This is a genomic window from Hanstruepera flava (genome assembly GCF_023634025.1).
In the GTDB taxonomy this organism is placed as follows: Bacteria; Bacteroidota; Bacteroidia; order Flavobacteriales; family Flavobacteriaceae; genus Hanstruepera; species Hanstruepera flava.
This window is the reverse complement of record NZ_JALJCW010000001.1, coordinates 1,429,186-1,443,499: the sequence shown is the minus strand read 5'-3', so window position 1 is coordinate 1,443,499 and position 14,314 is coordinate 1,429,186. Positions and strand designations below refer to the sequence as shown.

Annotated in this window: 15 protein-coding genes; all 15 read right to left on the bottom strand. The window is 33.8% G+C overall.

Going from position 1 to position 14,314, the window contains the following annotated elements; genetic code table 11:
• Positions 1-100: 100 nt before the first annotated feature.
• On the bottom strand, positions 101-535 hold the full coding sequence (gene dut, locus MTX13_RS06760; RefSeq protein ID WP_250433684.1) for a dUTP diphosphatase: 435 nt from the start codon (positions 533-535) through the stop codon (positions 101-103).
• Positions 532-1,998 (bottom strand): oligosaccharide flippase family protein, encoded by a 1,467-nt coding sequence (locus MTX13_RS06755; RefSeq protein ID WP_250433683.1) that lies wholly within the window; start codon positions 1,996-1,998, stop codon positions 532-534. The genes dut and MTX13_RS06755 overlap by 4 nt, the downstream gene beginning before the upstream one ends.
• A gap of 59 nt (positions 1,999-2,057) precedes the next feature.
• Positions 2,058-2,582 carry a hypothetical protein gene (locus tag MTX13_RS06750; RefSeq protein WP_250433682.1) on the bottom strand — a complete coding sequence of 175 codons (525 nt, stop codon included), beginning with the start codon at positions 2,580-2,582 and terminating at the stop codon, positions 2,058-2,060.
• 51 nt (positions 2,583-2,633) lie between these two features.
• Positions 2,634-3,107: a hypothetical protein gene (locus MTX13_RS06745; RefSeq protein ID WP_250433681.1), complete on the bottom strand. Its 474-nt coding sequence runs from the start codon at positions 3,105-3,107 to the stop codon at positions 2,634-2,636.
• A 164-nt stretch (positions 3,108-3,271) separates the two neighbouring features.
• On the bottom strand, positions 3,272-4,132 hold the full coding sequence (gene atpG, locus MTX13_RS06740) for an ATP synthase F1 subunit gamma (protein ID WP_250433680.1): 861 nt from the start codon (positions 4,130-4,132) through the stop codon (positions 3,272-3,274).
• A gap of 54 nt (positions 4,133-4,186) precedes the next feature.
• Positions 4,187-5,767, bottom strand: coding sequence for a F0F1 ATP synthase subunit alpha (gene atpA, locus MTX13_RS06735; protein ID WP_250433679.1), 1,581 nt, complete (start codon positions 5,765-5,767; stop codon positions 4,187-4,189).
• 57 nt (positions 5,768-5,824) lie between these two features.
• A complete protein-coding gene (atpH, locus tag MTX13_RS06730) occupies positions 5,825-6,361 on the bottom strand; it encodes an ATP synthase F1 subunit delta (RefSeq protein WP_250433678.1) in 537 nt (178 codons plus the stop codon).
• 6 nt (positions 6,362-6,367) lie between these two features.
• Positions 6,368-6,868, bottom strand: coding sequence for a F0F1 ATP synthase subunit B (locus tag MTX13_RS06725; protein ID WP_250433677.1), 501 nt, complete (start codon positions 6,866-6,868; stop codon positions 6,368-6,370).
• An 84-nt stretch (positions 6,869-6,952) separates the two neighbouring features.
• The gene (gene atpE / locus MTX13_RS06720) at positions 6,953-7,144 is read right to left on the bottom strand and encodes an ATP synthase F0 subunit C (protein WP_076698954.1); all 192 of its coding nucleotides are present in this window, start codon (positions 7,142-7,144) and stop codon (positions 6,953-6,955) included.
• A 45-nt stretch (positions 7,145-7,189) separates the two neighbouring features.
• Positions 7,190-8,272 (bottom strand): F0F1 ATP synthase subunit A, encoded by a 1,083-nt coding sequence (gene atpB, locus MTX13_RS06715; protein WP_250433675.1) that lies wholly within the window; start codon positions 8,270-8,272, stop codon positions 7,190-7,192.
• Between the two features lie 491 nt (positions 8,273-8,763).
• Entirely contained in the window at positions 8,764-8,949 is a 186-nt protein-coding gene (locus tag MTX13_RS06710) for an AtpZ/AtpI family protein (protein WP_262920447.1), read from the bottom strand.
• 4 nt (positions 8,950-8,953) lie between these two features.
• On the bottom strand, positions 8,954-9,388 hold the full coding sequence (locus MTX13_RS06705) for a bactofilin family protein (RefSeq protein WP_250433673.1): 435 nt from the start codon (positions 9,386-9,388) through the stop codon (positions 8,954-8,956).
• Between the two features lie 20 nt (positions 9,389-9,408).
• Positions 9,409-11,970 carry a type IX secretion system periplasmic lipoprotein PorW/SprE gene (gene porW, locus MTX13_RS06700; protein WP_317238874.1) on the bottom strand — a complete coding sequence of 854 codons (2,562 nt, stop codon included), beginning with the start codon at positions 11,968-11,970 and terminating at the stop codon, positions 9,409-9,411.
• Positions 11,971-12,072: 102 nt separating this feature from the next.
• A complete protein-coding gene (locus MTX13_RS06695) occupies positions 12,073-12,780 on the bottom strand; it encodes an ABC transporter ATP-binding protein (protein WP_250433671.1) in 708 nt (235 codons plus the stop codon).
• 24 nt (positions 12,781-12,804) lie between these two features.
• Positions 12,805-14,277: a DUF5687 family protein gene (locus MTX13_RS06690; RefSeq protein WP_250433669.1), complete on the bottom strand. Its 1,473-nt coding sequence runs from the start codon at positions 14,275-14,277 to the stop codon at positions 12,805-12,807.
• Positions 14,278-14,314 lie beyond the last annotated feature (37 nt).

Genomic DNA, 14,314 nt, shown 5'->3' with positions numbered 1-14,314 from the left:
AGTTTAGACGGTCTTGTTTTGTACTCTATTTAATTTATTTGATTGATTTTCAGACATTCAGTTTCCCATTGAATGAGGTTCCTGCTTTCGCAGGAATTTGTCACTTTACTCCTGTACTACCAAATCCACCTTCACCACGCGAAGTTTCTGATAAACTCTCCACTTCTTGCCACTCGGCACGTTCGTGTTTGGCTATAACCAATTGGGCGATACGTTCACCATTGTTTATTACAAAATCTTCATTTGATAAATTTACTAATATAACACCTACCTCACCACGATAATCGGCATCAATAGTACCAGGTGCGTTAAGTACTGTGATTCCTTTTTTTGCTGCCAACCCACTTCTTGGTCTTACTTGTGCCTCTATGCCAACTGGAAGTTCAATAAACAAGCCTGTGCCAACGATGCTTCTTTCAAGTGGTTTCAGAATTCTAGGTTCTGAAAGGTTAGCCCGTAAATCCATACCAGCAGAAGCAATGGTTTCATAGTGTGGTAAATCGTGATTGGATTTGTTTATGATTTTTATTTTCATGATTCTTTGTTCAATAACTTTTTTAATTGGTTTCTTTCAAGCAAATATACTATAGTTAAAAATACAATTAACAGCGAAAAGCCAATGATATAGTTATCTTTAAATTTATAAAAACTTATAAATGAGAATAAAACTGACACTACCATATACAAACTTATTTTTTTTAGATTGTACGGTATTGGATAGTATTTTCTACCAAAGTAATAGGACAACAACATCATTGCAGCATAAGCAGATAAGGTAGCAATTGCTGAAGCTTTATAGCTAAATGCTTTAATAAACAGTAGGTTTATAGCCAGTGTAATTAATGCGCCTACAACGGAAATATAAGCGCCAAATTTTGTTCTATCGGTTATTTTATACCAAACCGATAAGTTGTGATAAATCCCTAAACAAAAATTAGCCAAAAGGATGATAGGCACAACCCACATGGCTTCCCAATAAGCTTCACTTCTTACAATAAATGGTTTAATTAAATCGGCAAAGACTACAACAGCTAAAAATATTACAGAACCCGCAGCAACAAAGAACTCTAAAATTCGAGCATAGTTTTTTTGAGGGTTTTCTGAACTGGCATGACTAAAGAAGAAGGGCTCGATACCTAGTCTATAAGCCGTTGCAAAAAGTGTCATAAACAAAGCTAATTTATAACAGGCAGAGTACATACCTATTTCTGTTTCTGCTATATCATCAGGCAATAGTTCTTTTAACAAAATACGATCAAAAGTTTCATTAATGGAAAAAGCCACACCTGCAATTAACACAGGATAGGCATAACGCATCATTTGCTGCCATAGTTTTTTGTCAAAAATAAATTTGACCTTAACATAAAAAGAGGCCATTAACACCAAGGTTAATGCGCTTGCTATTAAATTGGCTATAAATATATAACTGATTTCAAAGTTAGGTTTATAAATCGTTGACAATATATTATTTCCTTGAGCCAGATCTTTCAATACCAATAAGAAAAACAGATTAAGGCCAAGATTAACTGCGACATTCAATATTTTAATAATAGCATAACGCATGGGTTTTTGCGTGGCACGTAACCAAGCAAAAGGAATAATAACCAAAGCATCCAACAAAAGAATCCAAATAACAAGTTTTATGTATTTAACATCGATGTCAATAAAATTGGCTATCTGATTTTGAAACAACATAGCCACTATAAAGAAGCCCAAAGAGGAGACTATTAGGGATATTGTTGAGGTACCAATAACCTTTTCTTTGTCTTGCTCTTTGTTGTAATACCTGAAAAATGCTGTTTCCATACCATAGGCCAACACGACATTAAAGAGCACAAACCATGAAAAAATAACATTAACTTGACCGTATTCAGCAACAGAAGACAATACGCCTTCAGTGGTATAAAGAGGTACTAACAGAAAACTTAACATTCTAGGTAATACAGTTGCTAAACCATATATGAACGTTTGCTTGAAAAGTAATTTGAGTCCGCTCAAAGTTTCCTTAATTATGACTCTAAATGTATTGAATTACCAACACCTATAAAAGTATTTAACTATTGTTTTTGGTTGTCGCTAGGAGCGTTTGGGTAATATTCCGCTTGTTTTTCAACAATGTCTTTTACTTTATAATACTTGGTATTACCATTCTCTGTATATTGAATAACACATTCATTATCTTGTAATACAAACGGAAAGTGATTGTCATTTTTAGGTAATTTATTTCCATATTCTTGTTTAGAATCACCATCCATAACCATATTTTCTTTTTGGTTTAAAGGTGTTATAAAACTTGCTAGATATCCCATTTTTCCCAATTGCATTTTGGCTTGCATACCACGAAAGTAAACAGTGTCAAAAACAACATGATTTTTATTTGTTTTTACTATAACGTACATATGAATTCCCGAACCTCCCCCTTGAAATCCTGCTACCCATTTTAGAAAATATACTTGCTCTAATTCAAACGATGATTTTTCTTCTAAAATAATGGTATTGGTCTTAAAAGCCTCTTTCGTGCTTTTGCAACTATAAAGCATTACAGCTGTAATAAAAACAGCAAAAACGGTTAGTGTCCTCATGATATGAATTGTTCCTGTAAAGATAACCATTCAAATTTGATGCCATGTATATCAATCGTATGATGTAATGACCTCTGGCGGACCATCTTCGTAGTAAATTCCCTCTTTTTCGGCAATATTAGAAACTTTAAAGTATTTCTTTATCCCGTTTTCATAATAACTTATAACACATTCGTTATCTAAAAGTTTAAAGGGTATATCAACAACAGTTTTTGAAGTATCGTATGGCGATTTGTTTTTTAGCGAGGCTACGTATGAAGCCCTATCCTTTACTAACTTCCCTTTCAAGTTTCTGAAATAAACACTATCGATAACTACGCTGTTGGCACTGTTTAAATTGGGGAAGAATAAATTAATTCCTGTTCCTCCAACATGTATACCAGCAAACCATTCTTGGTAATAGCTTCTATCGAATTGAAAAGATACTGAATCTTCTAAACTGTATTTATTGCTAGCGCAATTAAAAATTATAGTCAGAAAAAGGCACGATATACATGCAATGCATATTCTTTTTAAGAGTTTCATGACATTGTAGGTTAAGATTTGGGCTACTAAATATAAAGATAAATTTTTAAGTGCATAAAAAAGCCTCACTTTTCAGTGAGGCTTATATTATTTTGTTGAGATAATGAAAGACCTTTCGACTCCGCTCAAAGTGACAATTTCACTTGTTTAAAGATTAGCTACGCCTAATTATTAAGCGCTTCAGCTCCTCCAACAATCTCTAAAATCTCATTAGTAATGGCTGCTTGACGTGCTTTATTGTATGTTAATTTCAACTGATCTCTTAATTCAGTGGCATTATCAGTTGCTTTATGCATTGCTGTCATACGTGCACCATGCTCACTTGCAAAAGAATCTCTAATGGCTTTAAATAACTGTGTTTTTAAAGATTTAGGAATTAACTGCTCCACAATTTCTACTTTTGATGGCTCAAAAATGTAATCTAAATTTACATTAGCATCGCCTTCAACAGGAACAATTGGTAAAAACTGTTCTCTAGTAACAATTTGCGTAGCCGCATTTTTAAATCGATTATAAACAATCTCAATTTTATCAAACTCGCCTTCAACAAATTTATCCATGATCATTTGAGCAATTTCTGCTACATTATCAAAAGTTAAATCGTCAAAAATTTCGCTATTGTTGGCAATAACTTTATTTGATTTCTTAAAAGCATCATTAGCTTTTTTACCTATTGCCAAATACGACACATTCTTGTTGGCATAAGTTTCTGAAGTCAATTTTGTTACTTCCTTGATGATGTTAGAGTTAAATGCTCCAGCTAAACCTCTGTTAGACGTTATTGCAACGATAAGTACATTGTTAACCTCACGTTGTTCGGAGAATTTACTTCCAGAATCTGCATCTAAAGTTGCACTTAAGCTTTGTAAAAGTTCAGTTAACTTATCTGCATAAGGACGCATGGCAGTAATAGCATCTTGAGCCTTCTTTAGCTTTGCAGCCGATACCATTTTCATGGCACTGGTAATCTGCATGGTAGAAGATACCGATGATATTCTGTTACGTATTTCTTTTAAATTTGCCATATTAGTCTTTAGTTAATAGTCTATAGCCTTAGTTGACTAACGACCAAAGTCTAGTTATGCTCTATATTTACCTGATAAATCTTTTGCTACAGCTGTTAATGTATCTGTAACCTCATCAGTTAATTTTCCTGATTTTAAAGTATCTAAAATACCTCTGTGTTTAGCATTCATGAATTCAATAAAATCACGCTCAAATTCTTTTACTTTTTCAACAGGCACATCTCTTAATAAGTTTTTAGAACCTGCGTAAATAATGGCGATTTGGTCTTCAACTGTATAAGGATCGTTTTGTGCTTGTTTTAAGATTTCAACATTACGTTTACCTTTTTCAATTACATTTAATGTAGCCGAATCTAAATCTGAACCAAACTTCGCAAACGCTTCCAGTTCACGGAACTGTGCTTGGTCTAATTTTAAGGTACCTGCAACTTTTTTCATAGACTTAATCTGTGCATTACCACCAACACGCGATACAGAAATACCTACGTTAATAGCTGGACGTACACCTGAATTGAATAAATCTCCATCTAAAAAGATCTGTCCATCAGTAATAGAAATTACGTTTGTTGGAATATATGCTGATACGTCACCTGCTTGTGTTTCAATAATTGGTAAAGCTGTTAACGAACCTCCACCTTTTACCATTGGTCTCAATGTGTCTGGTAAATCGTTCATTTCTTTAGCAATACTATCATCGTTAATTACTTTTGCAGAACGCTCTAATAAACGAGAGTGTAAGTAGAAAACGTCTCCAGGATACGCCTCACGTCCTGGCGGGCGACGTAATAATAATGATACTTCACGATACGCTACCGCTTGTTTAGATAAATCATCATAAATAATTAAAGCTGGACGACCAGTATCTCTAAAATACTCACCAATTGCAGCACCTGCCATAGGCGCATATACTTGCATTGGAGCAGGATCTGATGCGTTTGCCGCAACAATAGTAGTATAAGCTAATGCGCCTTTTTCTTCTAATGTTTTAGCAATGTTTGCTACTGTAGATGCTTTTTGACCTACGGCAACATATATACAATATACAGGCTCGCCTGCATCATAAAACTCTTTTTGATTGATAATGGTATCGATACAAACTGTTGTCTTACCAGTTTGACGGTCACCAATTACCAACTCACGTTGTCCACGACCAACAGGAATCATTGCGTCAATAGACTTAATACCTGTTTGTAATGGCTCGGTTACTGGCTCACGGTAAATAACACCAGGAGCTTTACGCTCTAATGGCATTTCATAAGTTTCACCAGTAATAGGACCTTTACCATCAATTGGGTTACCTAAAGTATCTACTACACGACCAACAATACCTTCACCTACGTTAATAGATGCAATACGGTTAGTACGCTTTACTGTAGATCCTTCTTTAATTTCCTTTGAAGGGCCTAATAATACGATACCAACATTATCTTCTTCTAGATTAAGTACAATTCCTTCTAATCCGCCTTCAAATTCTACTAACTCACCATATTGTGCGTTAGATAATCCGTAAGCACGTACAATACCATCACCAACAGTTAATACTGTTCCTACTTCGTCTAGAGAAGCTCCTGCTTCAAAACCCGAAAGTTGTTGTTTTAAGATTGCTGATATTTCAGCTGGTTTTACTTCTGCCATCTTTATTTAGATATTAGACGTTAGAGGTTAGATGTTAGACACCTATTCTAACTATTTTTAATTTAATGTAAATTCTCTTTTTAACTTATTTAATTTATTTTGAATACTTGCATTGTACTCAACGTCACCAACACGTAAAATGAAGCCTCCTAATATATCTTCATCTATAATGTTTTCTACGGTAACCGCTTTATTAGTTAGCTCTTTAATTTTAGCCAACACTTTCATTTCAATATCACTTGTCATTGGAATGGCTGTTGTTACAACTGCTTTTTCCTGACCGTTTTGTATATCGAATAACTCTGAATATTTTGCAGCAACTTGCTCAATTAACTCCATGCGCTTATTATCCATAAGCACATTAAAAAGTTCTTGAGTAATTGTGTTTGCGTTTGGGAAAGCTTCTAAAAGAATTGTTTTCTTTACTTCAGCCTTTACAATTTCACTTTTTAGTGCGTTGCTTAACTCATTATTTTCTGAAATGGCATTTGCTATAGCTTGCATATCACCATTAACAGCATCAGCAGACTGCTTATCAGTTGCTAAACTTAAAACCGCTTTCGCGTATCGTATTGCTGCTCTTGTTCCTGCCATTATACTTTAGTTTAAAGTTGCTTCACTTAACATAGACTCTACCAATTTCATTTGCTTGTCTTTGTTAGATAATTCTTCGCGAACTACTTTTTCAGCAATTTCAATTGATAAACTTGCCACTTGAGATTTTAACTCTGCTATAGCAGCCTTCTTTTCAGTTTCTATAGATGCTTGAGCTGCTGCAATTAATTTGTTAGCTTCTTCTTTAGCATCTGTTTTAGCATCTTCAATCATTTTAGCTTTCATTTCACGTGCTTCTTTTAACATGGCTTCACGTTCCAATCTAGCTTCTTTTAATAACTTCTCGTTGTCAGCTTGAAGGTTTTGCATTTCCAATTTGGCCTTCTCTGCAGAATCCAAGGCGTTTTTAATACCTTCTTCTCTACTATTAACTGAATCTAAAATAGGTTTCCAAGCAAATTTCTTTAGTAATAAAATAAGTGCTATAAACAACACTGCTTGCCAAAAAAACAACCCTAACGAAAAGTCTTCAAATAATTTTTCCATAATATATTATCTCTAAAATATTTCTGTTTAATTTTTAAGGAACAGCTATAACCAACCGTTATAGCTGTTTCCTTTTTTGTGTTGTTAAACTGCGAATAACGCAGCAAATCCAATACCTTCAATTAAAGCGGCTGCAATAAGCATCGCTGTTTGAATTTTTCCTGTAGCTTCTGGTTGACGTGCAATTGCTTCCATTGCAGAACCACCGATCTTACCGATACCGATACCTGCTCCAATTACTACTAAACCTGCTCCTACGATAGCTGGAATTTCCATAAAATATATAATTAAAAATTAAACATTCAATTTAAAAATCACTTGCTAGTGATGGTCATGCTCTTCAACAGCCATACCAAAGTATAATGCCGAAAGCACAGTAAATATATACGCCTGTAATGCCGCTACCAATAATTCTAGAATAGCTAAAACAAACGCCAACAAAAATGACAATCCGCTTCCTAACCAATTTTGGAATAAGAAAATCATACCTATAATACTCATTATAACAACGTGACCTGCTGTAATGTTAGCATACAAACGAATCATTAGTGCAAACGGTTTAATAAATGTCCCTAACAATTCAATAGGTGCTAAAATTATTTTCATTGGTACTGGTACACCAGGCATCCAGAAAATATGCTTCCAGTAATTCTTGTTACCAGAAACTGTTGTTATGATATATGTAATTAATGCCAAACACAGTGTAACAGCAATATTATTAGTTACATTCATACCAATTGGTGTTAAACCAAATAAGTTTACAATCCACACGAAAAAGAATACGGTTAACAAGTAACTCATGTATCTTTTGTAATGTTTTTCTCCAATGTTTGGTCGAGCAATTTCATCGCGAACGTAAAGTACTATCGGCTCTAAAAAGCGCCCCATACCTTTTGGCATGCCACCATTTTTCTTGTAAGATTTTGCCATGCGGCTAAACATGAAAAACATGATAGCAAACACCATCATAATCAACAAAACATTCTTGGTAATTGAAAAATCTAATGGTTTTTCATTCGTAGCGTGATGCTCATTATCATAAGTAATTGTGCCTTCGGCATCTGTCTTATAAATCTTACCGTGGTAATTTTTATAGTAATTCCCGTCTACTTCTGCAACGGTCTCACCATGGTGAAATTTAGATGATGAAAACACCTTTAATCCGCCATCCCATAAAATTACAGGCAATGGAAATCCAAAATGCTTTTCTTCGCCAGAATCTGCTGTCCAAGAAAATAAATTAAAGTCGTAAGAATCTTTTAAGTGATGCTGAATGTAAGCTTTTACTTCAGACGCTCTATCACTACCAGAATCGGCATGTCCATGCTCTTCTTGTCCATAAGTAACAAACGATACTAAAAGTAGTAATAGGGTAATTGTTTTTACAGTTATTTTTCTTCGCATATCAAGCTTTCTAATAGTGGCTTAAAAATCGCTGCAAAGGTAGGTTTTTATCTCAAAAACAAAAACTATTTTTTATTTTATTTTAAGTGTTGATTTTTAAGGGTTTTTACCCGACTTATTTAACCATTTTGAAAGGCTTGATATTTCCATAATTAAACACAACGCATAAGGAATAAAAAACACTGCAAATTCAGTTTTGGTAATGTTACCATCAATTTTAAAAAACGGATAAAAGACTATAAAGAAAACTATAAATTTTAGGAAACTTCCAAACATAAAAATGAAACCTAACTGGTTAAGGTACTTATGTCGTAAACCGAGCATTACAACATAAATAACGAACGCCAAAACATAATTTACAAGGTAGCAGGCAATTATTCTGTCTGCAAATAAAGGTAAGTCTAAAACGTATAACACCAGAATATGCAATGTAAAAACAGAACATAATACAACTAATAGTAATACTGAAAATTTTAAAACAGCCTGTAGCATTAATTTTTAAGTCTGTTAACTTGCTTTAGCACTACATAAAACGAAATGGCAACACCAAGCAAGGTTAAAATAATTGTGTAGAGTTTTTCGCCATTATTATATTCGGCATCTAGCCATTTACCTAAAAGTGCAAACAGGTAAATCGTTATACCCATTTGAAAGGCAATTCCAGATAATATAGCCAAATTTTTAAGCTGTTCTTTCGGACCCTTCTGACTGTTTTGTTTGTGAGGTTTGTCGGTCACCTGGTTTTATATCTTTTACTGCGCCTTTCATAGCACAATTAACATTAAAGGTTGCTCCTGGCTCTACTGCTAACTTACCTAAAATAACTTCGCCTTCAATATGTGCTGATGATTTTAAAGTAAGTGTTCCTGACAATGTGAGCTTTCCTGAAAATTTTCCTTCAAAATAAGCATCTGTTCCCACTAAAGTTCCTTTAATAAACCCTGATTTGCCTACAACAATTTTTCCAGGAGAACGTAAGTTACCCTCTACTTGACCATCAATTCTAAAATCGCCTTCACTAACTAAATCGCCAGTTACTTTTGTACCTTGAGCAATTATATTTTGATTTGAATTTGTTTCCATAGGTGATTTATCTTTTTTGCTGTCTGAAAACATAATTTACTGTTTTAAACTCGTTATTCAATATTTAAATACGCATCCATGTTTTTATGAACCTGAATGGTTTTATAATTAGAAGATGAAATGGAAAAATGAGGGTTGGTTATTTTGTTCTTTTTCTTTTCTTCTAAAGATTGTGCATATCCTAAAGCACCATTTTTACTAACAAACCCATGGACAATAACAAAGGTTGTTGTTGGGTTATAAACATCAACAGAAATAGACAAATCATATACACGCACTTCCTTGATTTGATTCTCTAATTTCTCCTTAAACTCCGAAATGGCTTCAGTAGTTGGTTTGTCAAAATAGTAAACCAACTTGTAATTGTTTTCATTTGGGTCGGTTGTAAATTCTTTAGAACTTAATTTAGATAAGGTTTCATTGATAATACGTTGAGCTTGTTCCCCTTCTGGCGTATTGGCATAGTTATATGCCACAAAGTTTAAAGCTTTTGTGTAAGCTTCATAACCGTACAATCTACCTGTTGCGGTTGCTTTAAGTAATTCGAATTTTGGAACCATTGGCTCCCCTTCAAACATGGTAATGTATTTTTCCGTATTTGTTATAACCTCCTGAAATTGCTGATTTTCCAATTTTACATACAACTGCTCGTAAATACTTTCAGGGCTATTTTCATCTTTGGTCAACCCTACTTCTGGATTATTCAAAATAGCTGCATAACGTGAATCCGGATAATTATTAATTATCTCATTTTTAGCAATTAGGGCTTCATCGTTTTCGTTTTGCAAAACATAAATTTTATACAAATTATATTTAGTAGGTAGGATTAATTTTTCGTCTGGATTCATAGTCAATAAGGTTTGAAACCTATCTTTTGACAAATCGTACTCTTTAAACTTTTCCTTATAAATAACTCCCAATTGATAATAAGCATAGTTGCGCTCTTTAGCTATACTATCTATTTGCTCTTGTTCTGTAGGTATTTGAGCCATATAAAACTCTGGGTCAAACAATTCGTTTTCGTCTACTGTTTCAGCTACCAATTCTTCGTCTTTTGCAATATTTGTTTTTGCTTTTTGAGACCAACGCCAATTATCTTCCAACTTGCGATCACCCCAAATTTTTATAAACTCATTTTTACCATAAGCTGCTGTGGTAGTATTGTAAAAATAAAAGGTTGAAACTTTTCCAGGATTTGGTCCTCTAGCTGATTTAACTATGGAGTTACTGTTGCCAAAGGCATTGTCGTTATTAACCGTAACAAGACCTTGGTTGCGCTTTAACTCTTCTTCTTTGGCTTGGGCTTCTTCATATTCTTGACGCAGTTGTTCTGTGTAATCGTTAAAATAGGTTTTGCGTTCTGTATCAGACATGGCAACCAAATCTAAAATACTATCGTTGGCGTAAGCTATATCCTCATAATAAATAACATCGTCAAGGTTTTCGCGTTTACGCTTTATAATTCTGAAGGGTTTACTGTTTTCCTTCATGTTAAGCATGGTACTATCGTAATAGGCTCCTGCTATTTTATATTCGGCGTAATCGAAAAAGATATCACCCAAATTCTCATAGTTTTTAGAAACCAAAATCTTATCTGGAGAGTTTGTTCGTAATGACTTGTTATAATACTCAACAGCAAGAGAATCATTTTGGTTTTTGATATGATATTCAGCTATTTGATGATATATTTTTCCTAAAAAAGGTCTATTCTCCCTATCGTCTTCCAATTCATAAAGCAATTCAATTAGGGCTTGTTTATCATCTGTAGTAAAATCGAAATTACGCGCTTTACCAATATAGGCCGCAATACGATAGGTACGCGGTGTTTTTCTGTTTAAATCTATGACCTTGTCAAAAGCAATATTGGCACTATCAGTATGATTAAGTCGGTTGTATAACTGCCCTTGAATAAACAAGTAACGTCCACGTTCTTCGTCATTCTTTGTCTCTACAGCTGCAATTTTCATTTGTGTAACTGCACTGTCCAACGCTTTAATATTTATATATGCTTGGGCTAGCATGGATGTTGCATCAGCTAAATCTTGATCTTTTACTTCTTCTTGATCGAGCAAACGCTTTAGGTTTTTAATGGCCAACTCATTATTCTCTAAACGAATATTGGTTTTTTCGCGCCAAATTTTTGCTTGAATAATTTTATCGCTAGCAGGATACTTATAGAGTATGTAATTAAATGCCTGTATAGCTGGCACAAAACGTTGGTCGAAATATCTGGACTTACCTAAAAGCAGATAGGCTTCGTCTATTTGCGGGTTTCTTTCTTTACCCTTAATATTCATACCATGCTTTTGAATGGCTTTAATGGCTTTTTCTTCAGCACGTTCAAAATCTTGATTTTTGGATTGGCCAGGTAGAATGATATCTTCGGAAATCTGCATGCGCTCTATGGGCAGTATTTCCCAATAGTTGTCGTCGTACGATTCAATTACGCTTCGTTTGCCATCCTCTAAAGCTATATAACCATTGTACAAGGTATTGTACTTGGTGGACATGGCATGATAATTTCGGCTTAAGAAACTGTCCTTTTTTCTTGAACAACCAGAAAAAACGATAGCAGCAACCAAAAAAGTGACAATTATTTTATAAGATGCTTTCAACGTTGGTTTGTTTATTCTTATTAACTGTAAACACCTGCTATTATTATGCAGAAACGTAAAAATAAACATCTTTTTTAATTAACCTATAAAATTAAAGGACTTTTACTCAACCACAACGCCAGAGAAATGGGCTTCTAATTCCTTTAAAGTTTCTTTACTGGTTATTAGGTCTTTTACAATTTTGCCTTTTTCCAAAACCACAATTCGTTCGCAAACATCAGTTACGTGCAATAAATCATGACTAGAAATAAGTACTGTTACGCCCTTTTTTTCCGCAAGGTCTTTAATAATTGCTTTAAGCCTAATTTGAGTAGTAGGGTCTAAATTGGCAAAAGGCTCATCAAGTATAATAACTTCAGGGTTTCCAATAAGAGCTGCTACAATTCCAGCTTTCTTTTGATTTCCTTTACTTAAATCGCGCAAATATTTTTTCTGATTTAAAATTTCTCCATGAAAGAAATCCTCAAATTGAGCAACCAGTGCATCGACATCAGATTTGTTTTGACCACGAAGTTCTCCTATAAAGTAAAAATACTCCTCTGCTGTAAGATAGCCAATTAAGAAACTCTCATCAATAAAAGCAGACGTAAATGGTTTCCAGTCTTCGCTTTCATGAACCAATACATTATTGTTTTTTATTTGACCTGTTGTAGGCTTTATTAAATCTAATAACAAACTAAAATAAGTAGTTTTACCAGCTCCATTATTCCCTACTAAACCAAAACTTTGACCTTTAGGAATATCTAGGCTTTCAATATTTAAAACCTGTACGTCGTTATATTTTTTTGAAAGATTAGTAGTTACTATCATTGCTGTAAGTTGTTTAGCGTTTTGTTATTTTTTTTCACCGAATGCGGCAACCGTTTTATATTTTCCCGTTTGATATACCTGTTCTATTTTACTTAAAAAGAAACCTTTAAAAACAATACCTAAAACACCACTCATAGCCAAAACTATAAGTCCTGCTTCAAAATTAAAAAGCTTGTAAGGAATATAAAACAAGCCCATTGGTAGCAAGAATTTAGGTAAAGCAATTAACATTTGTGTTGGATTAAACCCATTTGTGTTACTAAAAGCTTTTGCCTTAACATTAAGTTCAATTGGCACGCGATTTAACGCTCCGCCAAACAAAGTGATAAAAGAGTTAAGACCAATATTAAACAGTGCTCCAGCGGCAATCATTCCAAAAATTTCCCATCCAAAATATAGGTATGGCGTGCTTAATACAAATGAAATGGTTACTGCCACAACCATTAAGTACCATTTAGATTCTAAATACTTTCTGTACGGAATGTTTTGGCTCATTAACATTTTATAATATTCGCTATCCCAAGATGGCACTAATTGACCAAATGTCATTAAAAATCCACCTGTAACAAACATAGAGGCAAAAGCCAACATAGCAGGCATTTCTCGGTAAACTTCTTGGGTATAGAAAATAAGTCCATAAAATAAAAACAGAAATGACATCATCATAACCTGTTTTGGACGTGCATTTCGCCAAATGAGTTTCATGTCATTTTTAAGAAAAGGTGCTATACTTCCAAAACGGTTCATCCAGGATAAGTCTGTTGCATTAACTTCTTTTACTTTTTTTGAAACCGCGTCATCTAAATAAAAACCACTTTTAATGTATTTGAAGTTTAAATAATATAGCGCAACCAAAAGAGCTATTGGAACAACAATTAAAAACGGGTTGTTGTACAACGTATTAAAGGCAACACCTATTGGCTCTGACAAAGCATATATTCCATAATACTCCAACCCAATTGCTGCAAAAAGCACAACCACAATAACATAAAAAACGGTATTACTCTTATTGACTAAAAAATTGAGATAATTTATGGATAGTGTTAAGCATATTATGGACAAAAACCACAGTGCCACATTGAGAACCGCATATCCTTTAATCAATAAGACGATACAAAATGGCAAAAACAGAAACACTGACAGAAAATTAAAAAATGATAAGGTGGTTTTTCCTAACAAATAATGTATTACAGTATTTCGTTTTATTGGAATTGTCATTAATGGTTTTACATTCATTACGGGTAGCTGCTGCATGAAATATCTAATTAGCATTTCAAACAAAAACCAATAAATAATAAAGTTGTTTACTGAAACTATTGGGTCTACATCTGGTATGGCTTTCTTAAGTATAAAGAATAAACCAATACCCATAAAAATGGCAATACCGCCAAAATAAAGTGCTGCTAAAATGAGTAGGATTTTTATGGCTAACCCCTTTTGAAAATACGAAGCTCTAAAAAATTGTTTCCACTCTAATCTAATAAACTGTTTTATCATGGTTTTGGTAGTTATGTAAACATTAGTATGCAACACT